The organism is Segetibacter sp. 3557_3 (genome assembly GCF_004354985.1).
GTDB lineage: Bacteria > Bacteroidota > Bacteroidia > Chitinophagales > Chitinophagaceae > Segetibacter.
The window spans coordinates 38,292-63,674 of the sequence record NZ_SMSK01000021.1; the positions used below are offsets into that span (position 1 = coordinate 38,292).

Here is a 25,383-nt window from a genome sequence, read left to right on the forward strand (position 1 = left end):
TAATTAGATAATCAATAAATATGGAATTGGAAATGATGACCGGTATTACGAATGTCGATGATTGCGGTTGTTATGAAACCGGGCTACCCGCAAATACAGAATCAAAGCTTACCAACAAGCTTGAGCACTTATGGCATATGGTAGGTAATACACCCATGCTCGAAATATCTTATCGCTACAAGCGGGAGTGCCGGAAATTGTATGTGAAATGTGAGAACTATAATTTAACCGGTAGTATTAAAGACCGTATGGCTTTGTATATACTTCAGAAAGCTTATCAACTGGGAACAATAAAGCCGGATGATGTTATTGTAGAAGCTACGAGCGGCAATACCGGTATCTCGTTTAGTGCCATCGGGAAAGCGTTAGGACATGATGTAAAAATCATTATGCCTAACTGGCTAAGTAAAGAAAGGATTGATATCATTCGGAGTTTAGGTGCAGAGGTAATATTAATAAGTAAAGAAGAAGGTGGATTTTTAGGCAGCATCGCACTCAGCCAGAAAATGGCGCTGGAAAACGGCAAGGTTTTTCTTCCAAAACAATTTGAAAACCTGTTTAACGCCGAGGCGCATGAGAAGACAACCGCCAGGGAGATATGGATGCAATTGCAATCCTTAGATCTTAGTCCTGAAGCCTTCGTTGCCGGAGTAGGCACCGGTGGAACGGTAATGGGTATTGGTAATTATCTTAAGAAACGGGATGCGTCGATAAAAATCCATCCCCTGGAACCCTTAGAATCGCCAACCCTGTCAACCGGGTACAAAGTTGGTTCGCATAGAATACAGGGTATTTCAGACGAGTTTATCCCCGCTATCGTTGACCTTAGTAAATTGGACAGGGTAGTAAAGGCTTCGGATGGGGATAGCATCATCATGGCGCAAAAACTTGCAAAACAGCTGGGCCTGGCCGTAGGTATATCATCAGGTGCAAATATCGTAGGCGCTATACAGTTGCAAAATGAACTTGGTGCAAAATCGGTTGTCGTTACCGTATTCAGCGATAGCAATAAAAAATACCTGAGCACAGACCTGATGAAGGAAGAACGGGTTTGTGACAACTACTACTGTTGCGACGTTGACTTCCTGGATTACAGAGCCGTTAACCGCCTGTAATTGGCGGCGGGACTAGCGTAAACGGCCAGCCTTTCAAACAACACTCGCGGCAACAAAACCCGGCATACCGGGTATTCAAATTCCGGCACAATCGCAGCACCCCGGACTACCAATATTACCTGGCCCATGCTTAGAGAAGTATACCCCGGCTTTCCTGCTTGCACTACTTTTTTAGTTCCTGCAGAAATTGGGTAGGCGTTTTGCCAAATTCTTTTTTAAACGCTTTCGTAAAATACGATTGCGTTTGCATGCCCACCCGGTATATCACTTCCGTAATCAGCACATCTTCTTGTGTCATAATCTGCATGGCTTTGCGTAGCCTGACAGTGCGGATAAAATCGCCAATAGGCTGGCCTACTATCGCCTTTGCATGCTGGTAAAGTTTGGTGCGACTCATGCCCATCTCTTTACATATGTAGTCCACATCCAGATCAGGGTTACTCAGGTTTGTTTCAACAACAGCAAGCAAGTGGTCGATAAAAGCCTTGTCTTTAACCGAATGTGCCAGCTCTTTTGTTTCCTGGTGAACGTCTTTCGTGTAATGTTCTTTAATGGTTTGTTGATGACTAAAAATATTCCGGATAGTGAGCAATAAAACTTCGATGTTGACCGGTTTGGAAAAGTAAAAATCCGCGCCTGATTGTACGCCTTCAATCTTTGCTTTTTCTGCTGCTTTCGCCGTTAGCATAATAACAGGCACATGACTCGTTTCCGGTTTTTCTTTTATCGTTTTACAGAACTGTGTACCACTCATCCCAGGCATCATTACATCGGTAATAATCAAATCGGGCAGTCTTTCAGTTGCGATTTCTATGCCCTTCAGCCCGTCTTCAGCCTCCCATACGTGGTAGTCCACACACAAGCTTTCTCTCAAGAATTCGCGTAGCTCCTCGTTGTCGTCTACAACCAAAATGTGTTTTGTTCGTTCCAGTTTGTTAGCGGGGATTTGTGCATTTTCGGCTTGGCTGGTTGCCGTTTCCTGATATTTGTAATCCATGCTTTCGATGTCCACCTTTTCTTTTTTGCTTTGAAGCCATTTTTCATCGTTCGCATAATCATCACTGTTGACGGGCAGCGCGATAATAAATTCAGTTCCCCGATGCCTTTCACTATACACCATAATGCTCCCCTTGTGTAAAAAGGTCAGGCTTTTCACAAAAGCCAGCCCCACCCCCGAACCAATATGGGAGTCGGAAAGCCGGTAATATTGCTCAAAGATGTGTTTAAGTGAATCTGCTGGTATTCCAATTCCCGTATCCGCAACCTGGATGAAAATACAGTCTTTGGCCAGGTAGTCGCTTTTTAAAACAAGTTCGTGTTGAAAAGCCGGCGACAATTGCTGTACGGATTTGGCGACCCTGACGGCCACACATCCACCATTCCCGGTGTATTTGAAAGCATTGCTGAGAAGGTTAATCAGGATTTTTTCCAAAACCTGCCTGTCAAACCAAAGCTGGGGAAAGTCGTCCAGCAACTGTATGCCAAACCGGATGTCTTTTTCTTCCGCGAGGCCATGAAACTCGTCACCAATTTCTTCCAGGAACAGTTGAATACTACCAGGCATTACCTTCAGCTTAAGCACCCCGGATTCAACTTTCCGGAAGTCCATCAGTTCGTTTACCAGTCCCAGCAACCTGCTTGCGTTGCGGTGCATAATGTGGTATTGATGGCGAACCCCGGTGCGGCTTTCTTCCTTTTCCAATCGTTCCAGCGGGCCCAAAATCAGCGATAGCGGTGTTCGGAATTCATGTGAGATGTTGGTGAAGAACTGCAGTTGCATCTGGTGTATTTCCGCTCTTTTGCTTTCTTCCATTCGTTGTATCTCCAGCCGGCGTTTAAATAAAATAAAAACTCCCGCCGTTCCCACCAGTAGCAGAACGACCAGTGTTTTAAACCACCAGGTATTCCAGAAGGGGGGTGTGATGATAATCTTCACGGATGCCGGGGTTTCGTTCCAAATCCCGTCGTTATTGGCAGCTTTCACTTCAAATACATAGGTCCCTGCCGGAAGGTTGGAGTAGGTGGCCTTGTGTTCGTTGTTAACATAGTTCCAGTTGTCGTTCAAGCCCTTAAGCCGGTAAGCGTACTGGTTATTTTCAGGAATAATAAAGTTTAAAGCCGCATAAGAGAAAGAAAATGAAGATTGCGTATACGACAGCTCTACCACGTCGGTATAACTGATGGTGTACGGTAAAATAGCAGGTTTGTCGCCCGGTGAAACTGTTCCATTCAACAGTTGAAAATCCGTAATTACCACGGGCGGGATAAAGGTATTTGGCTGAATGTCTTTGGGGTAAAATGCATTAAAGCCATTGAGTCCCCCGAAAAACATCCGTCCTTTCCGGGTCTTGAGGTATGCGTTTGCCTCAAACTCAAGGCCCTGCAATCCATCGGCAGAATTATACTTTTTAAACGCTTTGGTTTGCGGATTGATTTTGGTCAAGCCATTTGAGGTGGAGATCCAAAGGTTTCCATGATCATCTTCAGCAATACCTTTGATGAACTCCGAAGCCAGGCCTGCCCGATTGGTAAACAGCGAAAAGGACTGTTTTGCTTCGTCAAACAGGTATAGCCCGGAATGGCCTACCCATAATCGCGCTTTGCTGTCGATATACAATACCCGCAGGTCGGGCATCTTTTCGTCGTTAACAAAATAATGCAGAAATTTTTGGGTGCTGCTTTGCAAGCAGTTCAAGCCGCCGTCGTCAGTTCCAAACCACAGATTTCCCCTGGTATCCTGGCAGATGGATACAATATTCGTCCCCGTCAGATGGGTCAGGTGTTTGTCGTCGCTTTCTACCCGCTGAAAACGTTTTGTCTTTCGATCAAAAAGATTTAAACCGCCATAATAGGTGGCTACCCATAACCGCTTTTGATGGTCTTCAAAAACCTGTTGAACATAGTCGGAGCTGATAGAACTGTTGTCGCCGGGCTTGTGGATAAACCGGGTGAACGTGCCGGCATTCCTGTCGAACAGATTCAATCCCCCTCCCCACGTGCTTACCCATAAGTTCCCCTGGCTGTCTTCTGTTACATGCAGCACTTCATCACTGCCAAGGCTGTTTGTATTAAAAGGGTTGTAGCGGTAATGTTTAAATTGTTCTGTGTTGGGATCAAATGCGTTGAGACCCCCGCCGTCGGTACCGATCCATATCTTCCCAGCCCGGTCTTCAAAGAAGCACTTTACATCATTATAACTAAGGCTATTTTTATTAGCGTCTTTCTGGTACAACCCAAAGTTTTGCCGATTCGGAATGTATAAATTGATGCCGCCCCGGTGTGTTCCGATCCAGATATTGCCTTGTTTATCTTCAAACAGCGCAGAGACGGTACGTTGGGAAAGACTTGCAGCATTTGCCGGTTCGTTTTGAAAATGCAGGAAGGCATCGCTTTCCGGCATAAACAGGTTTAAGCCACCATTAACGGTGCCTACCCATAGCTTACCCTTTTTATCGCTTAGAATACTTTTTACCAGGTTGCTGCCTAAACTGCCCGCTTCCTGCTCTCCATGTTTGTATTGTTTAACCCTGTTTGTTGCGGGATCAAACAAAAAGAGTCCATCCTCTTTAATCGCCATCCACATTTTACCATCCGAACCCGGATGTATAATCCGGATTGCTTTTTCAAGGTGAACGTCAAGGGTTGATATGGGCCGGAAAAAAGGGGTAACCTTTTCTTGGAAGAGGTACAAGCCTTTTTCGGAACCAACCCAGAATTTCCCTTGCGCATCTTCATAAAGGCAATTCACCTGGTTGCCCGCAGCTGCTGAAGACGCATCGATATAATAGCGTTGAAAGCTTTGACTCTCTGGTTCAAACCTGTTCAGTGCATTGCCCGTTCCTGCCCAAAGCTCACCGTTTTTTGTCTCAAGTACACTGGTCACCAGGTTGTGACTGATTGACCTTTCGGATCGGACCTGATTTTTGAACCGGGTAAAACGTCCCGTTTTGGCATCAAACCGGTTCAGACCGTTGCTGGTACCAATCCAAAGTACCCCGGCCTTGTCCTGGGTAATACAGCGGATGTAGTTATCGCTGATACTATTGGAGTCTGAAGCATTATACCGGTACACCTGCATCTGGTGCCCGTCGAACCGGTTTAGTCCATCCCTTGTGCCGATCCAGATAAATTGGGTTCGATCCTGGAAAATGCATTCAATGGTGCTGTTAGAAAGCCCCTGCTCGTTGGAGATATGTTTGAAGCGAATATTTGCCGGTTGCGTAAACCCCAATCCTGCCCGAAAAAGCAAAACAAACAGGAGAAAGTAGAAATGGCATCGATTCACTATGGCGGCGATTGTAACTGAACAGGTTGACTGGCGCTAATATAAAAGAAAGCCCTTGCACTCTACGAAAAGCCAAAACATTTGAACGTTAGAACCAAAGAAATGGACAATCGAACCAATGCTAACACCCGGTATAGGATAGTTTAGCACTGCCTGATTCAAAGATTGCTTGCTGCTCATATGCAGTATAATAAACGGCCCTGTACGGGAGAATGTGAATCAGTTTCTTTCACCTATTAAACTGCAAGATGAAAATGAACACACGATTACTTCGCTTTTCGCTTTTCCTGCTGGTTTTATTTGCTGCTTTTACCTCAGTTGCCCAAAAGGTCTTCACCGGGAAGGTGACAGACGTGGGTAATCAGCCGCTGGCGGGCGTAACTGTAAGTATCAAAGGGCGGCCGGCTGCAACCACCAATACCAATGAAAGTGGCCAGTTTAGCATTACGGGCGCTTCGGGCGAAACACTTCAATTTAGTTCTATTGGATTCCTGCCAAGGGATATCAAACTTGGCGAAGACGGTGTGGTGTCGGTTGTTATGAACTCGAATCCTGCCAGTATGGACGAGGTGGTTGTGATTGGATATGGCAGTACCTCCCGCCGGAACCTGACCACCTCTGTAGCCAAAATCGACCCGAAGGTCGTTCCGCAGGCAGCAAATAACTCTGTAGCACAACTGATATTTGGCCGTGCACCAGGTACCGTTGCTGTGCAAAACAGTGCGGAGCCGGGCGGGAACATCAATGTTTCCATACGCGGCAGGGGTAATCCATTGGTGGTGGTAGACGGTGTGTTATTGCCATTTTCCGGCCTCGAGCCTGGTAGTGGTAACCGAACCATGAACGGAAACGTAAACCGGGGAGGCTTCGCCGGCATCAATCCAAATGACATTGAGTCGATCGAATTCCTAAAAGACGCCAGTGCCTCCATTTACGGCGTAAATGCGGAAAACGGTGTAATGATCATTACCACTAAAAAAGGCCGTGGAAGAAAAACCAGCGTCAGCTACGATGGCAGTAAATCCATTGTTACAAACATGGATTATTTCCAGCCCCTTAACGCCACCGAATACATGAGCTACTACAACCAGTTAACCCTGGACAAGTACCTGTTCGACAACAAAATGGCCCCGTTCGGATCTGCAGCGGTTAACCTTACCAATTATTACAGCAACCCCGCCATAAAGCCTTTCACCGAAGCTGAAATCAATGGTGCCGGTGAAGGCACCGACTGGCTTAGTCACGTACTCCGTAGCGGCAGCATTGATAACCATAATATCAGCATCAGCGGCGCAACTGAAAAAGTAAACTACTACTTTTCCGGCGGGTATTTCAACCAGCAGGGAACCGTGCAAAACTCCGGCATGAAACGTTATACCGGCCGGATGAACCTCACCTTCAACCTAACCTCTTTTCTTTCGCTTACCACAAACGTGAATTACGGCAGAAACGATTATATGAACTCTCAGGCCGGTGCACAAACCGCCAGTGTGGGTCCGGAAGGTTTTGGCGCGGTACAGGCTGCACTCGCTTACCCGGCCTATTTACCCTTATATGAGCCGGGCAGCGGAAGATATACCCAGTTTCGAATAATTGGCAACCCGCTTTCCCTATTGAATATACAGGACCGTTCAAACAATACGAGCCTGTTTGCAAACTTCTCGGCCGACATAAAGCTGATACCACGCGTACTGACCGCACGTTTGATCTATGGAAACAATACCGAAAATGCCGAACGCAACTTCTTTATTCCTTCTGCTACATACTTCGACCAGTTGAACCGTTCACGTGGCGGCCTATCCACTTCCAAACGCCAGAACCAAACCCTCGAAGCAACCGTGTCGTATAAGCAACGACTGCTGAAAATGGTGAATGTTGATGCACTTGTTGGTATCGGGCAATACCCGTCGAGCAGCTTTGGTTTTACGGCCACAGGTGCCGATATGATGGATGCTATTGGAACAGATGCATTGGGCACCGCATCGCTTAGCTCACAAACCGTTTCTTCAAATCGCAATGAAACCAAGTTGCGCTCCTACTTTGCACGTAGCTCCTTCGACTTCCTTGACCGCTATATCGTCGCGCTATCTGTTCGATACGACGGCTACAGCCAGTTTTTTCCACAGAACAAATATGCCGCTTTCCCAAGTGCTTCCCTCGGCTGGAAAATTTCGAACGAGTCGTTTCTAAAGAATTCAAAAGCCGTTAATTTACTTAAGCTTAGGGCAAGTATCGGGGTTACCGGCAGCGCAGGTTCACAGGCTTATGGCACTTTCAGTCCCGATGGAAACATCATTACCTTCAACAATGGTGGAGTGGCCTACGTGCCATATTTCCTTACCCAGCTGGATAACCCCGATCTGCAGTGGCCCAAAACCCTCAACAAAAATCTGGGTCTCGACTTTGCCTTTTTTGGCGAACGGATTTCGGGCTCAGTGGATGTCTTCAGGGATGACCTTACCCGGTTGATCACCAACGTAAATACCCCCTTACTATCGCAGATTTCTACAGCCCCTGTAAACAGTGGTCACCGTGTACGCCAGGGTTGGGAGATGGGTATCAATACGGTAAACCTTCGCCGCGGTCCTTTTGAATGGACCAGCATGATCAACCTCTCCAGAACGAGGCTACGTTGGGAAGAACGTTTCCAAAACACATTTTTGCGGGGCTGGCAGAATGAGCGCGACCTGGTAAACTCATATTATGTGTTTAAAACCGATGGGATATACGATGGTATTAAAGCCATTTCCGATGCACAACCTACCAGTGCACGCCAACCCGGCTCACCTGTTTTTGTTGACCGCAATGGAGATAAAAAGATCGACACGCTGGATGTTTTCCGCATCGATCCAGATCCAAGGTTTACACTTGGTTTTGGCAACACTTTCCGGTATAAAGGGTTTGACCTTGCTGTAATGTTTTATGGCCAGGTAGGCGGCAAAGGCACAACACCGGCAATCGCCTGGAGCACCGCGGTTGATTTTGTGACAGGCGGGCAAAATGGGGTGCGCGAGCTTAATGAAGTCTGGACCACCTCTAATCCTACAGGGTTCCGTCCCGGGGTAGCTTACAACGAAAGCGCATTGGGTTTGCCTGTGGGTACCGATATTGGTTTACAAAGCACCGACTTTGTTCGTTGCCGCAACATTACCCTGGGCTACACCTTCAATTCAGGTTCATTTAGCCGGCACGTATCCAATTTGCGCGTGTATGCTGATGTACAAAATGCGTTTATCATTACCGACTTCAAATATGTTGACCCTGAAGTTTCCGTTGCCAGTGTAAAAGGGGGGCCGGCACCATATCCCATGGCCAGAACATTTTCAATCGGCCTAAGGGCAAATTTCTAACGAACGCTTAAAACTTAATAAATGAATAGAATACTATTAGCAACCCTGCTGAGTATTGTTGCCATCACCATCGGCTGTAAAAAGGGTCTTGATCGCACTTCTTTTGGTGTACTTTCTCCCGTAAACTTTCCAAAGACGGAGGCGGAATTTGAAACCTATGCGCTTGAGGTGTATAAGCCTTTTGGTTCCAAATGGTCGTATAGCGACGGTAGCACGCAGTACCTATGGCATGGCATGGAGTGGAGCAATACCTTTATCAACGACCTTCCGTCAGACCTTATTACCCCGTTTCCCGAATGGGGCGGTTATTGGACCGAGATGAGCAACGCCAATTTTCTTCCCCGCATCAACATGGGAACGAATGGCCATTTTCAAAAAACGCGCTTTATTACCCGCATAACCAAGATCATTGATGATATAGAGAAATCGAGCATATCCGACACCAAGAAAAAAGCACTGATCGCTGAAGCACGCATGTCGCGGGGCTGGCTGATGTACTACCTGTATACGCTTTATGGGGTGGTGCCGGTTGTGCTCGATCCTGCGAAGATTGGTACGGATGCCGAAGCTGATTTAACCCGGCCCGATAAAGCCGTTTTTTTAAATGCTGCTTATGAAGACCTTCGGTATGCTGCCGATAATCTCGTAAAAGCGCCTGCCGAATATGGTCGCTTCAACAAGGGCATTGCATTAGGGGTGCTCTTACGCTTTTACCTGTTTGAAAAAGATTATAAAAAGGCGGAAACGGTCGGCAAAGAAATCGGTGCGCTGGGCTACTCCCTTATTGCGAACTACCAGGATCTGTTTAGAACAGCTACCGAGAAAAACAACGAGACCATTTGGGCAGTTTCAGTTGATCCTGCAGGTGATGGGACAGGGGCCAAGTCTAATTTTAATGCCTGGGATTTTTATACTTATCCATCCGATTACCCCGGTCTGTTAACCACCGGACCTAAAAAAGGAGGCTATTCTAACCCCGCCTCATTTACCGCTACATGGGCCTTTTACGATTCCTTTGATCCTGCTGATAAGAGGAGGGCGCTTTTGATTGCGAATTACAGCGCGGTAAACAGCGCTGGCAACCCAACCAACGTTACCAAAACAAGGGCAAACCTCCGCGGTCCCGTTATCGCAAAATACCCTGATGATGATGCAACCGCTTTCCAGGGCAATGATATACCGGTGCTCCGTTATGCCGACGTGTTACTGATGCTGGCAGAAGCGATTAATGGCGATGCTGGTCCGACAGCAGAAGCTGTGGGGCTTGTTAACCAGGTGCGTGCCCGTGCAGGTATCGGCAATCTTCCCGCTACAAGCACCGCTTCAAAAGAAGCATTTGCTACGGCGCTATTGCAGGAGCGGGCATGGGAGCTCTATTTTGAAGGGTTCCGCCGGATCGACCTGATGCGCTTTGGTAAGTGGAATGAGTATCTGCTGGCTGCGGGTAAAACACCAAACCCCGCCGGTGCAAATGGCTACTTCCCGATACCGCAATATGTGTTAAGCGCAAGCGGTGGCAAGATTCAGCAGAACTCAGGCTATTAAACCGAAGTTGCGGGTGGATAGATTGTTTTGTGCCGATGAGATGGGAAAACAGTTTATAATAATTGAACTTCAACTAACTATGTTGTTTTAAAAGGCATTTTTTGGGGATGGGCTTCGGGAATACGATTTGGCATCGTTGCCCGCCCGGATGAACCCCGCCAGAATGATTCTTTCGGGCTGGCGGTTCGGACGGGTGTCACTCACTTGTACCCTAACTACGTTAATCAACAAGTGTTCGATGGCCGAAGAAGTATACAACATGCATTTGGCTGGTTTGCATAGAACAGCAATGATGCTCCATTATGCTGGTCCACAAACTGTTTGGCCCTGCTTGTTCCTAATTCGTAACCGACGGTATTTTACCACCGCGGCCATGGCGCCGCCATGAAATATAGGGTACAAGTGAGTGACACAACGGCCGCCGCCATAAAAAATGGGTGTTGGTCCCAAACAGAAGAATATGTAATACATGAGTTGGAGTGTAAATAGAAAAGAATAATTATCTATACCCGGTGGCGTGGGTATAAGGTCTGACTGGAATACCAACAACGGGTGATCCCGAACCAATCGCTGAATTTTACAACTTGTACTATGGGCTGGAAATGTTTATTGTTTTTGTTACTCTTAGGAATACAAACTTGTTTACGGAGCCACGCACAAAAACCATCAAAAGACCACCTGGTATATGTCGACGGCAAGGGCGTGATCCGCTACACAAAGGGTGGAGGAGAGGCGGCATTTTTCGGGGTTAATTATACCGCTCCTTTTGCATATGGCTATCGGTCAATTAAAGCGCTGGGGCTCGATGTTAAACAGGAAATTGATAAAGACGTTTACCACTTTGCCCGTCTTGGCATCGATGCCTTCCGGGTGCATGTTTGGGATGTGGAGATCTCCGACTCGGCCGGCAACCTGCTGCAAAACGATCACCTGGACCTTTTTGATTACCTGATTGCGGCGCTAAAACGGCGGGGGATTAAAACGATCATCACACCAATCGCTTTTTGGGGCAACGGCTATCCCGAGCGGGACGAACGTACACCGGGTTTCTCAACCAAATGGGGCAAGGGCCGGGCTAATGTAAACGACTCAGCCATCCGCGCGCAGGAGGTTTATCTTCAACAGTTTTTTACGCACGTTAATCCCTATACAAAAAGCACCTACCACAATGATGTGGATATAATTGCTGTTGAGATCAACAACGAACCAAGTCACAGCGGGCCAAAGGCTGGTGTAACAAACTACATTAACCGCATGGTTGCGGCAGTAAAAGGGACCGGGTGGACAAAACCCGTGTTTTACAACATCAGCCAGAACCCGTTTTATGCTGATGCTGTTGCAGCATCGGATGTAAATGGCTTTAGCATGCAATGGTATCCCAGCGGGCTGGTGGCTAACCGCGAAGTGGAAGGCAACTTTTTACCGCATGTTGACCGGTATGCGATCCCGTTTGATACCATTCCGGCATACCACAACAAGGCACGGATGGTTTACGAGTTTGATGCGGCAGATATCTTACAGTCGAACATGTTGCCCGCGATGGCGCGCAGTTTCAAGACCGCGGGCTTTCAATGGGCAACCCAATTTGCATATGATCCACTGGCAACGGCCTATGGTAATACAGAATACCAGACGCATTACCTTAACCTGGCATATACCCCGGCAAAGGCCATCAGCCTGTTGATCGCTTCAAAGGTTTTTCACCAGGTTCCGCGTTTGAAAACTTTCGGTAACTACCCTGCAGACAGCGCCTTTGATGTATTCCGGCTGAGCTATAAGAACAACCTGAGCGAAATGAACAGCAGCGATGAATACTACCATTCGAATACTACTACAACTGCGCCCAAATCGGCTGCAAGCTTGCAGCACCTGGCGGGTGTAGGCAGCTCGCCGGTGGTACAATATGATGGCAGCGGTGCCTATTTCCTCGATAAACTTGAAAATGGCATTTGGCGGCTCGAGGTAATGCCTGATGCTATTCATATCCGTGATCCTTTCGAAAGGGCTTCGCCCAAAAAGGAAGTTACCCGTATTGAATGGAACAGGAGGGCAATGCAAATCGTTCTTCCCGACTTAACTGGCCAATTTTCTTTGCAGGCACTGGATAATGGTAACAGCTATGCCGCTACAGCAACCGATGGTCGTTTTGATATTCAACCCGGAACCTACCTGGTAACCCGCTCCGGGAAAAACGCAGGCAAGTGGAACAAATCCGCACAATCGGGTTATATCGGACTAAGTGAATTTGTAGCACCAAAGGCGAAGGAAACGTCACCCCTGATTCGCTATGAACCAGTAGGGCAAGCTGTCGCGGGCACACCATTAACCCTGCACCTGCAAGCAGTTGGGTTGAACCCCACTAACCGGATCACGCTACAACCGCAGGGGATGGGTCGGGCTGGTGCGGGCCCAATTACCTTCAAACGGACCGTTGGCAATACCTATACAACCCAACTTCCCGCCCAGCTACTTACCCCCGGGCTGCTGAACTACCGTATTGTGCTGCAAAATGACAGCGATTATTATGTGTATCCCGGCAATGTAAAAGGAAATCCAATGGCCTGGGACTATTACAATACCGGGGCATACGAGCTTATGGTGCTACCGGAGGGCAGTGGGGTATCTTTATTTGATGCAGAACGCGATAAACAGCTATTGACGTATTCCTCATCGCGCCGCGCCAATGAAAACCGGCTCCTTGCGGGAGAACGGCCGGGAAATTTTGTATATCGAATGGCTGCAGCTGAGTTGACCGGGGCTCATGTTATGGGTTTTCAAACCCATGTCGGCGATAAACTCAATCCCGAAGCTTTATCGGTGGCTGCCCTGCAAACACTGTTGGTAAGGGGTCGCACCACCAACCCACAACCCATAACGGCAAAACTAATCCTGGTATCAAAAGATGCCGTGTCTTTTTCGGCGACCTTTACGCTTCCGACAACCATACAGGATATAACCGTTCCGGTAAGCCGTTTACAAGCCGACTCAATGCTTTTACTGCCACGCCCTTACCCCGGTTTTATGCCGCTATGGTTTTCGGCCGCATCCCCAAAGCCGTTTTCACTTGTTGATGTGGAGAAACTCCAGGTGGTGCTTGGTGCAGACCTGCAGCCGGCTGATTATTTGAAACCCCATTCCATGGAAATTGAATCTGTTTGGATAAAAAAATAACTGTGCATGTTTAAACGCGATTTACCCTTTCTTATCTGTTTTATTCTTCTCTTTTCAACGTTTGGGGCTGAGGCCCGGGATGGATCCTTACGGCGCCGGACCAGCCTCGATGAAGACTGGCGTTTTCACCTTGGCCATGCTGCAGATCCTGTAAAAGATTTCAATTATAGCATAGCCACCATTTTTGCTAAAAGCGGTGGCACAGCCGGTACAGCCATCGATCCCAAATTCAAGGACTCAGCCTGGCGAAAACTAAGCATACCACACGATTGGGCGGTGGAACTACCCTTTGTAAACTCGCCCAACTTTGATGTGATGGCGCATGGTTATAAACCGGTTGGCGGACTGTTTCCCGAAACCACGATCGGCTGGTACCGCAAACAGTTTACGGTTGCTAAAAACGACTCCAGCCAGCGTTTTCAATTACAGTTCGACGGGGTGTTCAGGGACGCCCAGTTTTGGCTCAACGGATTTTACCTGGGCAACAATAAAAGTGGCTACGTGGGTGTGGCCTACGATGTAACGGATTACATGTTGTACGGCAAGCCCAACACCCTCGTGGTAAGGGTTGATGCCAGCCAATACGAGGGCTGGTTTTATGAAGGGGCCGGAATATATCGCCACGTATGGCTAAATCAATATCACCCCGTGCAGATCGTGAACGATGGCATATTTGCGTATTCAACGGTGAAAGGCAACAGTGCCGCGGTTACCATTGAAACCGAGCTGCAGAACCAGCTGGGGTCACCGGCAAGAGCTACCGTGGCTTCGTTTATGACCGACAGAGCGGGCAGAAGAATAGCGATTTCGCCGGAACAACCGGTTAGCCTCGCTATCAATGGAAAATCAACCGTAAAGCATAACCTTAAAGTCACCAATCCAAAGCTTTGGTCGCTTGAGGATCCTTACCTCTACCGTGTTGTATCCATTATCAAACAAGGCGGCAAAGTGGTTGACAGTGTCTCGCAACGTTTTGGCATTCGAACTGTTGAAATCAAACCCAATGGCGTTTTCCTAAATGGCCGGCATATCAAGATAAAGGGTACAAACAACCACCAGGATCATGCAGGGGTAGGCGCAGCATTGCCCGACTACCTGCAATACTACCGGGTTCGTTTACTAAAGCAGTGGGGCAGCAACGCCTACCGCACCAGTCATAATGCACCAACACCCGAGCTGCTCGACGCCTGCGATAGCCTGGGCATGCTGGTGATGGACGAACAACGGCTGCTGAACAGCTCGCCCGAATACATGGACCAGTTTGAACGTTTGCTCAAAAGAGACCGTAGCAGGGCATCGGTGTTCATGTGGTCCATTGGTAACGAAGAAGGCTGGATTCAGGGCAATGAGACCGGTCGTGCCATTGCGAAGACCTTACTGGCCAAACAACGCGAGCTCGACCCCACCCGGGTGAGCACCTATGCAGCCGATATGGCGAATGTATACCGCGGCGTTAACGAAGCAATCCCGGTGCGAGGCTTCAATTATCGCCAGTTTGCCGTTGCCGATTACAACCGCGATCATCCTATGCAGCCCATCATTGGAACTGAAATGGGTAGTACGGTTACCACCAGGGGCATTTATGAAAAGGACTCCATTCGGGCATATGTTCCCGATCAGGACATTACCGCGCCCTGGTGGGCAAGCACCGCCGAAACCTGGTGGAAACTTGCCGCTGAAAACGACTTCTGGCTAGGTGGTTTTATTTGGACCGGTTTTGACTACCGTGGCGAACCCACACCCTACAAATGGCCAAACATTTCTTCGCATTTTGGTGCAATGGACGCGTGTGGCTTTCCGAAAAACATTTATTACTACTACCAAAGCTGGTGGACAGATAAGGATGTACTCCACATCTCCCCGCACTGGAACTGGAAGGGCAAAGAGGGCCAGCCCATCGATGTATGGGTGAATACCAATGCCGACAATGTAGAGCTGTTCCTGAATGGGAAGTCGTTGGGTAAAAAAGATATGCCCCGTAATTCCCACCTGAAATGGGCGGTTCCTTATGCGCCGGGAACACTGGAAGCGGTAGCCTACAAACGGGGACGTAAACTTACCAGCAAGGTGGAAACCACCGGTGATCCATATGAGATTGTATTGTCGCCTTATAAAACCACGATGCTGGGTGATGGCAAAGACGTGGCCGTGATTAACATAAGCGTAATAGACCGGCAGGGTAGGGAAGTGCCCGAGGCGGGACACCTGGTTCGGTTTAAGCTAAAAGGTGATGGAAAAATCATTGGGGTTGGTAATGGTGATCCCAGCAGCCATGAGCCGGATAAATACCTGGTGGATACAGCCTGGCAGCGCAGTTTGTTCAATGGCAAAGCACAGGTGATCCTGCAGGCAGGTAAAACGGCCGGTACCATTTCGTTCGAGGCAACTAGTGCAGGGCTCCAAAAGGGGTCAACTGATATCATCACCATCCACCCCGGAACACCAACAGCAGTGACAACAGTAAAGCACACTTTTCCTGTGAGCAAAGGCGCTGGGCGAACGGCAGATAAAATGCTGGGTGCCGACATCTCGTTTTTGCCACAACTGGAATCGCGGGGTATAAAGTTTTCGGATAACGGCAAAGAAGGGGATGCGATTGAAATCCTGAAGCACCACGGTTTTAATTACATCAGGCTGCGCATCTTTCATAATCCTGCTGCAGACAGTGGCTATTCACCCGGCCGCGGCTTTTGTGATCTCGAGCACACCAAACAAATGGCAAAGCGGGTGAAAGCGGCAGGTATGAAATTCCTGCTTGATTTTCACTACAGCGACACCTGGGCCGATCCGGGAAAACAATTTAAACCGGCGGCATGGAAGGGGAAAGCATTCCCGGAGTTGAAGCAGGCGGTGTATGATCATACCATAGAAGTGATGCGGGCCTTGAAGGACCAGGGAACCCCGCCCGACATGGTGCAGGTAGGTAACGAGATCAACCATGGTATGATCTGGCCCGAGGGCAAAATTGGCAACCTCGACAGCCTCGCGCAACTCATCTATGCCGGTATCAACGGGGTGAAGGCAGTAGCACCAGCAACCACCATTATGTTGCATGTGGCACTGGGTGGCCAAAACGACGAATGTATTTTATTCTACGATGCTATGCAGCAGCGCCAGGTGCCCTATGATGTGATCGGGCTCTCGTATTACCCGAAATGGCACTGCACCCTCGAAGATCTGCAATACAACATGAATGATCTTGCCCGCCGCTACGATAAAGACGTGATTGTAGTGGAGTACTCACATTTGAAGAACCAGGTCAATGAGCTGGCCTTTAATGTTGAGAACGGCCGCGGAAAGGGTTCCGCTATCTGGGAGCCATTGAACACCTGGGAGTCGGTTTTCGACAGGCAGGGAAAATCTAACGACCTATTGAAAGTGTACGACGACATTAACAAGCGTTTTATCAACAGCACTGAAGCGGTGGGAGTTAAAAGTTTAAAGTGAGGAGTTATGAATAGTTAAGAGTGTAGAATTAAGAGTTATGAGTGAAGCGTTATGAGTTTAGAGTTATGAGTTTAGAGTAGAGCGAAATAATGTGGGAGTGCTGAATTATGAATATTTGAAATCGATAAGTTAAAAGCATATGAGTACAGGCAACAATCGGGTAGTAAAAGGAACTATGAACATGACTGTATTATTATTCCTATTATGCTCTACTGTGCTGCATGCACAAGGGGTGAAAATACCGGAGGGCTGGTCGGACGGTTATGTATATGCCAATGGCATTCGCATACACTACTACCGCGCTGTGCCTGCACCGGGTAAACCGGTGATGGTAATGGTGCATGGTGTAACGGATATCGGCCTTTGCTGGACGACCCTTGCATTAAAGCTTCAGAACGCATACGACATTTATATGCCTGATGCACGCGGGCACGGCCTTACCGATCCGTTTACGACAGCAGACAATGGTGAGACCATGATAAAAGATGTGGTAGGGGTTGTGCAGGCAATGAAATGGGAGAAACCCATTTTGATGGGGCATTCCATGGGTGCCGCCACCGTCATGCGTTTAGGTGCGGAGTATCCTGGTGTGGCAAAAGCGATCATCATGTTAGATCCATTTGTGGGTAGCCGGCCAGCCAGGTCGGTGGCCACAACAGCGGATACCACTGCCCGGAACAGGCCTGTTGCTTCCGCGCCGCCCCAGCAACCAACCGCACCCAACCGGCTTTCGGTAGCGATGTTTGGTACGGCTGAAACGCTGGTGGCTCAAAACAACTATCGTTTCGAGGACCTGGTAGCTACGGGACGTCGCCAGTTTCCGAAGTGGGACGACCTGGATGTGCAATATTGGGCGCTCTCTAAAAAACAATATCATGGGGCATACAGCAGCGAAACCTCGGGAGCGATGGGTGGAGCGATGAACACGGCAAATTCGCTTGCAAAGATTGCTGTACCCGCGCTTATCCTGAAAGCCGATGCAACACCTGAGGTGCGCAAAGCCAACGAGGAAGCAGCCCGTGTAATGCAAAAGGGTAAGCTGGTACACATCGATGGTGCGGGCCACAATCTTCACCACGATCAATTGCCAAAAACGGTAGAGGTATTGAACGGGTTTTTGTCGACGCTTTAGTTGGAACACGGATGACAGGGATGCAATGGATTGATAATGGATTTTTTTTTAGAACACGGATAACACGGATGGGATGGATAGATAATGGGATTTGTATTGGAATTCGGATGGGATGGATAGATAATGGGATTTGCCTTGGAACACGGATGGGATGGATAGCTAATGGGATTTTCCTCGGAACACGGATGACACGGATTGGATGGATGCCGTGGAGATGAAAGCCGGTTTTCTAAAGACAATTGTTTCTGGCCAATTTCATTCCAGGTCGTTAATCCGTGAATATCCATTCGATCCTTACCATCCTTGTGCTATAGATCAAAATCAGCGTGTTCGAAGTATTCCAACATCCATCTTTTGTTATCCATTAAACCCGTGTCATCCGTGTTCTATTGTTCAGCATCGAACATCAATCTCTAATTATCCATGGAACCCGGGTCAACCGTGTTCCATTCTCAGCGTGTTCGAAGTATTACAACATCCATCTTTTATTATCCATTTAACCTGTGTCATCCGTGTTCTATTGTTCAGCATCAAACATCCATCTTTTATTATCCGTTAAACCCGTGTCATCCGTGTTCTATTGTTCAGCATCGAACATCCATCTTTTGTTATCCATTAAACCCGTGTCATCCATGTTCTATTGTTCAGCATCGAACATCAATCTCTAATTATCCATGAAACCCGGGTCATCCGTGTTCCATTCTCAGCGTGTTCGAAGTATTACAACATCCATCTTTTATTATCCATTTAACCTGTGTCATCCGTGTTCTATTGTTCAGCATCAAACATCCATCTTTTGTTATCCATTAAACCCGTGTCATCCGTGTTCTATTGTTCAGCACCGAACATCGATCTCTTATTATCCATGGAACCCCTGTCATCCGTGTTCCATTCTCAGCGTGTTCGATAAATCACAACATCCATCTTTTGTTATCCATTAAACCCGTGTCATCCGTGTTCCACTGTTCAGCATCGAACATCGATCTCTTATTATCCATTAAACCAGTGTCAACCGTGTTCCATTCTCAGCGTGTTCGATAAATCACAACATCCATCTTTTGTTATCCATTAAACCCGTGTCATCCGTGTTCTATTGTTCAGCATCGAACATCGACTCTTATTATCCCTTAAACCCGTGTCATCCGTGTTCCATATTCCTGCTCCCAGAACACATTTAAACTTTGCCATGAAACCATTTTTACTCCTGTTCACTGCCATTTTCCTGATCCCATCAAACAACACCAGCTTCGCCCAAAATAGTCGCCAGCGGTTGCTGATGGACAAGGGCTGGAAATTTTCTCAAACGGATACGGTTGGTGCCGACAAGACCGCATTTAGTGATAACAAGTGGAGAACCCTCGATCTTCCGCACGACTGGAGTATCGAAAGCGCATTTGTTCAGAATGCTCCCACAGGCGGAGGGGGTGGTTATTTGCCAACGGGAATCGGCTGGTATCGCAAACGATTCAATATGCCGAAGTCAGCCTTGTCGAAAGCGGTTTGGATTGAGTTCGACGGGGTTTATCAAAACAGCGACGTATGGATCAACGGGCATCATCTGGGGCACTATCCCAATGGGTACATGAGTTTCTATTACGACCTAAGTGGCCAACTTAAATCCGGTGAAAATATTATCACGGTTCGGGTCGACAATTCACTGCAGCCCAATACACGTTGGTATTCCGGTTCGGGTATCTACCGCCATGTATGGCTGAGCATGGCGGATCCCGTGCACATTGCACAATGGGGCACCTATGTGACCACACCAAAGGTAGACTCTGCTTCAGCTACGGTAAGCATCAAAACCCAAATCGATAATCAACATGCTGCTGCTAAAAATGTAATCATCCGTTCCCTTGTTGTTGATGCGACCGGAAAGGAGGTGGGGAGATCAGAATCGCCAATTGGGGTAGCGGCAAAAGACAGTGGAGTTAGCGACCAAAAGATCACAGTAACCTCACCTGCACTGTGGTCGGTGGAAACACCCAACATGTATAACCTTCGCACCCAGGTTATAGATCGCGGTAAAGTTGTTGATGAAGTAACCACCCCATTTGGTATTCGCGACATTCAATATGATGCGAATAAGGGATTCTTGCTCAACGGAAAAAGGGTCAAGATGAATGGAGTTTGTTTACACCACGACGCGGGCAGTGTTGGCGCAGCCGTGCCTGAAGCTATGTGGGTTCGCCGCTTGCAGATATTAAAAGAGATGGGTTGCAATGCTATCCGTACATCGCACAACCCGGTAGCACCTGAGTTTCTTGACCTTTGCGATCGCATGGGTTTTTTGGTGCAGAACGAAATTTTCGATGTTTGGAAAGCCGGGAAAGTGAAGTATGATTATTCGGTATATTTTGATAAGTGGTCGCAGCATGATCTCCGGAAATTTATTCACCGCGACCGCAATCATCCGTCTGTAGTAATGTGGAGCGCAGGCAATGAGATTGGTGAACAAAGCCAGCCACAAGGTTTTAACGTGCTTCGCCCGCTGATCGAAACTTTTCACCGCGAAGATCCCACCCGGCCCGTAACAACAGGTAACGATCATATCGCTGCCGACGGCAGATCGGCGACACCAGACTTTTTGAAATTACTCGATATTGTCGGCTACAATTATGTCGACCGTTGGCGCGACCGCAGGGAGTTGTTCTATGATATTGATAAGCGTAGTCATCCCGAATGGAAAATGGTGGGAACAGAAAATGTTTCTATATCCGGTGTTCGTGGCAGTTATCATGGTGGAGGTTTTGGATCAGTCGACTCTTCGCAGATTCGTGCTGCAAATATGCCCGGTGTTATCAGGGCCGAACAGCTTTGGAAATTTACTTCACTTCACGATTATGTGATCGGCGATTTTATGTGGACGGGTATCGACTATATCGGCGAAGCGAGATGGCCGGCAAAAAATGCAAGCTCAGGTGTGATTGACCTGTGTGGTTTTCCAAAAGATGCCTACTATTTCTACCAGAGCCAATGGACCACAAAACCAATGATCCATTTGGCCCCGCACTGGAACTGGCGCGGCAAACAAGGGAAGGTAATTCCCGTGATGGCTTATACGAACTGCGATACGGTTGAACTTTTTCTAAATGGTAGATCATGGGGCGCAAAAGCCATGCAGTTTCCACGACCCGGCAACAGCGGAGCCTGGAACCGTTACGATGTTGCACCAGTGGGTATTACAACAGCTGATCTACACCTGGCGTGGGATGTGCCTTATGAGCCAGGTGTATTAAAAGCAATTGGGAGAAAAGGCGGGAAGGTGGTGGTTGAAGAGGTCATACATACCAGCGGTGCACCTGCAGCAATTCGTGTGTCGGTTGACCGTGCGACAATCGAGGCCCAGCCGGGCGATGTAGCGCATGTAACCATTAAAGTGGTGGATGCAGATGGCCATGTCGTTCCTGATGCAGCCGAACCGGTGCAGGTGCGGGTTGAAGGTGCAGGAAAGTTAATTGGTTTAGATAACGGTAATCCCGTTGATCATACGTCCATGAAAAGTGATCAACGAAATACATTTAATGGTTTGGCCCTTGCGGTTATTCAATCCAACAACAAAGCGGGATCGATCCGGGTTAACGTCAACTCGTCGAAGCTAAAGGGAGGCTCAATAACAATCACGGTAAATAAGCCGGGAGTGCAAATTGCCGAGGTGCAAAGTTCCAAACAGTAATTGCATATGGGTGTAAGGTTCACCTAAAAATCAACGGCTGTTAATTCAAGCTGCAATACTGGTGTAGTCAGGGATATCAAGCGTTAAAACATACAACAAAAAAAACTGTAGTACTGCATGGGCAGTACTACAGTCAGTAAGGCGATATACGTATTATTTCAACCCGTTATGGATCGTCTCCGCCATTTGATGATGTTGCTTCAATGTTGGTAACGTTTTAGCGGCAAATGCTTTTATTTCGGGGTCTTTTGCATTGTTTGCTGCTTCCTCAAAATTTCGTACGTCTTCTTCATGATCCTTCACCATCATGCTCATATAATCTTTGTCAAACTCGGCTCCCTTTTTTGCTTTCAGTTCATCAATGTGTTTCTGATGGTCTGAACCAGGTGTTGGTGGTATAGTGATATTTTTCTTTGCAGCCAGCGCCTTTAATTCTTCATTCGCCTTGGTATGATCCTTAACCATTGTTTGTCCGAACTGTTTTACTTTAGCAGATGCGGCATTTTGCGATGCCAGGGTTCCTAACTGAACTTCCATCAAACCGCCACTTGCTGCCTCAACCATAAATTCATGGTCGTCTTCCATTTTGTCACCCATATTCGAACTGTCTGCTTTCTGTTCATTTTTTTCTTCGGCAACTTCTGTACTATCTGTTTTTTGCTCGCTATTACAGGCAACAGCAAACGATAAGGTAAGTGCCATCAGGGGCATGAATATCTTTTTCATAAGTGATAAGTTTACAGTTCTTGTTTCAAAATTTATACCACCCTTGGTGTTTGACCTTCAGTAGCAAGAGGTTAGAGTACATTCAACAAACTTAGGCGTGCACTAAAGCGGTAGCCGACCGGGGTTCGAACCATTTACGCGGGCGGTATTAAGCTCTTTGGCATGTTCGGGAATACTTTTGCTCACATTTCCTAATGATCATTCTGGTACGATAGACCTGTTTTTTCGGTGGCAAACAGCAGGCCATCAAAGTCATATGTCCTGTGGATATTATGATGTGCGACTATGATGCATTTCATGACCGGGCGAATGAGCAGTACCTGCCGGGTGTTGCGGAACAGGAAGAAGTTTTTTTTGGGACTGAGCGGTAGTGGTACTATTTAGCAGCCGTTGCCACGCTCGCTTGTACGGCAAATCATTATTCGGCTTTCCCAAGAGGATCTCAAAAGGCGCATAGCCACTTCGAAGATCCCCAAACAAATAAGAAACCTGGTTTTCGTATTTAAAAGTATACTTATACCACTTTTTGCCAGATGATAAAGTCTTGTTTATACCAATGATTGGGGATGGTTACCAGTTGGGTATACCCATGTGCATATAAGAGGTGTATGGAAGCGCTATTTTCTGTGCGACAATCACACCAGATCTTGTGGCATTTCCGTTGTTCGATCGTCTGATCCAATTCATTTAATAGTAAATGCGAAATCCCTTTAGCCCTGTAGTCTTCAACAATTCCAACCCATTCTAACCAAATTAAATAATCATCAAACCTCGACAAACAAAAACCAACAATCTTATTGTCCACGGTTGCTATTATGATCGATAATTCATCTTCCCGTATTTTCACTTGCAATTGAGGTGGTTGATACTTCAGGATTTCTTCCTGCTTTGCCAATTCGTTATAATAGGGGATGTTTTGGATAACCGTGGTCATCGCGGTCGATAGCGCGTGGCAGTCTTTTTCTGATGCATACCTGATGACTACATTTGTCATGAACACTTTTAACTTAGCAGTCCTAAATTTTTAAAGAGAAGTTTGGTGTTCTAACGATCCTGATGGGTGAACTCAAGCCTATGGTAACAAGTTGGAAAACCACCAATGCTGCTATTTTCATTGCAGCTGTTTGGCCCTCTATCAATTCGGGCAACATAGATTGAATGGGATCAGGTCTTTGATTGTCTGCCCAACTCAGTGCTTTTTTCTGCACTTATCTGAACAATACTTAACATCGTTCCACACCTTCTCCCATTTCTTTCTCCAGCTAAACGGACGGCCACACACAACACAGTTTTTCTCGGGCAAGTCCCTCTTCTTAACCCTTTTCATGTTTCCATTCTTTTTTTAGGCGGTCGTATTGCTCATTTGCCTCCGCTTTTTTCCATAAGCTAAAAAAGACGGCTGCCGCCTCCGCTTTTTCCGGTTCACCGGTGCCACGCTCCAATAGCGCGTAACCATTTGTATCATCATACTTTTTTCCGCCTTTATAATTGGCATACCTCCGGGCACGGGTAAATCCCATTTGCAGGTATTTGCGGGCCATGTCGGCACCCACGAAATCATCCTGCTCCAGGTAGTTTAGAAATAGCTGGTAGATCTTCCCGCTGCTTTCTTCCGCGATCTCCCGGGTCTTGAACCGCCAGTGAACGCCGATTTCAGATTTGTAAGGTTCACAAATCAACACACCCTGTTCTCCTTTGCCAACACGATACAGTTGGGGCTGTTCGCGATAATTTATGCCGGCCTTCCACGCATACTCATCCAGGTTAAAGTTCAGGTAAGCTGGCTGCTTCATCGTAATCCTACCTGAAAAATCATGCCTTCGTTTTCGATCGAATTGGCTGCTACTCGGATGAGTTTATAAACGGCTAAGCTATCGAACTCTTCTAATATCTGTATGTGCTTAATCCTTATTGGGTAAGCTGTGCATGGTAAGCGCCCCGGGCCAGGACTGTTCGTCAAGGCTGCGAACCACACCTAAGTTGGGATGCAATCCAAGGTGATATGATTTTTTCGTCCGGTTGAGTTCACGGATACTCCGGCCCACCAAACCCGGAATAACGGATTTTTTTTCTAAGGTGGAGGAGTTAACCAAGGGGGTAAGGTTGACGTATGCTGCTGCTGTGTTACGGCTGCAAAAGCTCCCGTATTCGTATCCAGTGTGCCCTTTTACTAAGCCGGATTCGCTCCAATTTTTATGTTTAAAAAAAGACGATAAAAAATTTGATTCGAAAATTTATTCAACTACATTTGAATTCAACAAGGTTGAATGATAGTAAACCTTGGTTGTTGTTGCCAATTGCTGATACTTTGAATGGATAGGTTATATCCTTTTTTAAACGGGAAGGTTTTGCAGCATTGTCCTGCATTTCTACCGTATGCGCCTGTGCACTTCAAAGTTCCAGCAAAGGACCATTGCCTGATATGAAATCTAATAACATGATGTGTTGGTTATCCGCTTGTATCATCATACTATGTACTTCTTGTACCCGTCTGTCCGGCCTGGTAACTACAACTGCAAATCGCGCCTTAAAAGTTAACAACAATCTTTCAATAAGTGCCCGCACTTTAAACCCTTTTGCCTGCCTTCGCATGGCAACAATGGACGCTTTACCAAATGTTATAGATCAGTGGATCGATCGATTTAAAATAAGGTTGGGAAGTTCAAACCAGGTGAATACGCGTTTTCCGGGATCGGCGCACTTCGTTGTTGCCGGTCTTTCTGCAATGCCTGCGGCATGGCATTCGGACCAATAAGAAAAAGTTTTATCGTGAGTGCTGATGAGTTGGCTTGCAGGTTTATGGTTGGAACAACGCAATTAGTCAATGGCTAATCCCAATAGGATTCGCGTAAATGGTAGCACGGGAGTTATCCAAATAAGCATTGTTGATTTTATAAATAAGTACTTGCCAGTTGTCATTATAACTTTTCCACCAA

The 25,383-nt window shown here is 47.2% G+C and carries 13 protein-coding genes; 8 read left to right on the forward strand and 5 right to left on the reverse strand.

The features are described 5' to 3' along the window. Positions 1 to 20: 20 nt before the first annotated feature. Positions 21 to 1,115, forward strand: coding sequence for a PLP-dependent cysteine synthase family protein (locus EXU57_RS22055; protein WP_207955576.1), 1,095 nt, complete (start codon positions 21 to 23; stop codon positions 1,113 to 1,115). 163 nt (positions 1,116 to 1,278) lie between these two features. On the opposite strand, the gene EXU57_RS22060 is transcribed toward EXU57_RS22055, so the two are convergent. Then, positions 1,279 to 5,400 (reverse strand): two-component regulator propeller domain-containing protein, encoded by a 4,122-nt coding sequence (locus EXU57_RS22060; protein ID WP_207955577.1) that lies wholly within the window; start codon positions 5,398 to 5,400, stop codon positions 1,279 to 1,281. Positions 5,401 to 5,654: 254 nt separating this feature from the next. Here EXU57_RS22060 and EXU57_RS22065 point away from each other — a divergent pair, with 254 nt between their 5' ends. From EXU57_RS22065 to EXU57_RS22090, 6 genes are all read left to right on the forward strand, one after another. Beyond that, positions 5,655 to 8,750, forward strand: coding sequence for a SusC/RagA family TonB-linked outer membrane protein (locus EXU57_RS22065; RefSeq protein ID WP_133270434.1), 3,096 nt, complete (start codon positions 5,655 to 5,657; stop codon positions 8,748 to 8,750). 21 nt (positions 8,751 to 8,771) lie between these two features. Continuing rightward, positions 8,772 to 10,295: a RagB/SusD family nutrient uptake outer membrane protein gene (locus tag EXU57_RS22070; RefSeq protein WP_133270435.1), complete on the forward strand. Its 1,524-nt coding sequence runs from the start codon at positions 8,772 to 8,774 to the stop codon at positions 10,293 to 10,295. 591 nt (positions 10,296 to 10,886) lie between these two features. Continuing rightward, complete coding sequence (locus EXU57_RS22075) at positions 10,887 to 13,466, forward strand: cellulase family glycosylhydrolase (RefSeq protein ID WP_133270436.1); 2,580 nt, start codon at positions 10,887 to 10,889, stop codon at positions 13,464 to 13,466. 6 nt (positions 13,467 to 13,472) lie between these two features. Next, positions 13,473 to 16,913, forward strand: coding sequence for a beta-galactosidase GalA (gene galA / locus EXU57_RS22080; protein ID WP_133270437.1), 3,441 nt, complete (start codon positions 13,473 to 13,475; stop codon positions 16,911 to 16,913). A 181-nt stretch (positions 16,914 to 17,094) separates the two neighbouring features. Beyond that, complete coding sequence (locus EXU57_RS22085; protein WP_165958240.1) at positions 17,095 to 18,045, forward strand: alpha/beta fold hydrolase; 951 nt, start codon at positions 17,095 to 17,097, stop codon at positions 18,043 to 18,045. A gap of 1,186 nt (positions 18,046 to 19,231) precedes the next feature. Beyond that, entirely contained in the window at positions 19,232 to 21,721 is a 2,490-nt protein-coding gene (locus EXU57_RS22090; RefSeq protein ID WP_133270439.1) for a glycoside hydrolase family 2 TIM barrel-domain containing protein, read from the forward strand. A gap of 153 nt (positions 21,722 to 21,874) precedes the next feature. On the opposite strand, the gene EXU57_RS22095 is transcribed toward EXU57_RS22090, so the two are convergent. The 4 genes from EXU57_RS22095 to EXU57_RS22110 all read right to left on the reverse strand — a co-directional run bounded on the left by EXU57_RS22095 (position 21,875) and on the right by EXU57_RS22110 (position 24,240). Continuing rightward, positions 21,875 to 22,447 (reverse strand): DUF4142 domain-containing protein, encoded by a 573-nt coding sequence (locus EXU57_RS22095; RefSeq protein ID WP_133270440.1) that lies wholly within the window; start codon positions 22,445 to 22,447, stop codon positions 21,875 to 21,877. 514 nt (positions 22,448 to 22,961) lie between these two features. Continuing rightward, entirely contained in the window at positions 22,962 to 23,441 is a 480-nt protein-coding gene (locus EXU57_RS22100; protein ID WP_133270441.1) for a GNAT family N-acetyltransferase, read from the reverse strand. 195 nt (positions 23,442 to 23,636) lie between these two features. Further along, a complete protein-coding gene (locus EXU57_RS25970; protein ID WP_133270442.1) occupies positions 23,637 to 23,774 on the reverse strand; it encodes a DUF2256 domain-containing protein in 138 nt (45 codons plus the stop codon). After that, positions 23,761 to 24,240: a DUF4385 domain-containing protein gene (locus EXU57_RS22110; RefSeq protein WP_133270443.1), complete on the reverse strand. Its 480-nt coding sequence runs from the start codon at positions 24,238 to 24,240 to the stop codon at positions 23,761 to 23,763. The genes EXU57_RS25970 and EXU57_RS22110 overlap by 14 nt, the downstream gene beginning before the upstream one ends. Positions 24,241 to 24,884: 644 nt before the next feature. Here EXU57_RS22110 and EXU57_RS22115 point away from each other — a divergent pair. After that, the gene (locus EXU57_RS22115) at positions 24,885 to 25,202 is read left to right on the forward strand and encodes a hypothetical protein (protein ID WP_133270444.1); all 318 of its coding nucleotides are present in this window, start codon (positions 24,885 to 24,887) and stop codon (positions 25,200 to 25,202) included. Positions 25,203 to 25,383 lie beyond the last annotated feature (181 nt).

Bases quoted from the DNA above. Each gene is read 5' to 3' on its own strand.
- EXU57_RS25970 (WP_133270442.1), bottom strand. From the start codon at position 23,774: ATGAAAAGGGTTAAGAAGAGGGACTTGCCCGAGAAAAACTGTGTTGTG.
- EXU57_RS22090 (WP_133270439.1), top strand. From the start codon at position 19,232: ATGAAACCATTTTTACTCCTGTTCACTGCCATTTTCCTGATCCCATCA.
- EXU57_RS22070 (WP_133270435.1), top strand. From the start codon at position 8,772: ATGAATAGAATACTATTAGCAACCCTGCTGAGTATTGTTGCCATCACC.
- EXU57_RS22100 (WP_133270441.1), bottom strand. From the start codon at position 23,441: ATGACAAATGTAGTCATCAGGTATGCATCAGAAAAAGACTGCCACGCG.
- EXU57_RS22055 (WP_207955576.1), top strand. From the start codon at position 21: ATGGAATTGGAAATGATGACCGGTATTACGAATGTCGATGATTGCGGT.
- EXU57_RS22115 (WP_133270444.1), top strand. From the start codon at position 24,885: ATGATGTGTTGGTTATCCGCTTGTATCATCATACTATGTACTTCTTGT.
- galA (WP_133270437.1), top strand. From the start codon at position 13,473: ATGTTTAAACGCGATTTACCCTTTCTTATCTGTTTTATTCTTCTCTTT.
- EXU57_RS22085 (WP_165958240.1), top strand. From the start codon at position 17,095: ATGACTGTATTATTATTCCTATTATGCTCTACTGTGCTGCATGCACAA.
- EXU57_RS22065 (WP_133270434.1), top strand. From the start codon at position 5,655: ATGAACACACGATTACTTCGCTTTTCGCTTTTCCTGCTGGTTTTATTT.
- EXU57_RS22075 (WP_133270436.1), top strand. From the start codon at position 10,887: ATGGGCTGGAAATGTTTATTGTTTTTGTTACTCTTAGGAATACAAACT.
- EXU57_RS22095 (WP_133270440.1), bottom strand. From the start codon at position 22,447: ATGAAAAAGATATTCATGCCCCTGATGGCACTTACCTTATCGTTTGCT.
- EXU57_RS22110 (WP_133270443.1), bottom strand. From the start codon at position 24,240: ATGAAGCAGCCAGCTTACCTGAACTTTAACCTGGATGAGTATGCGTGG.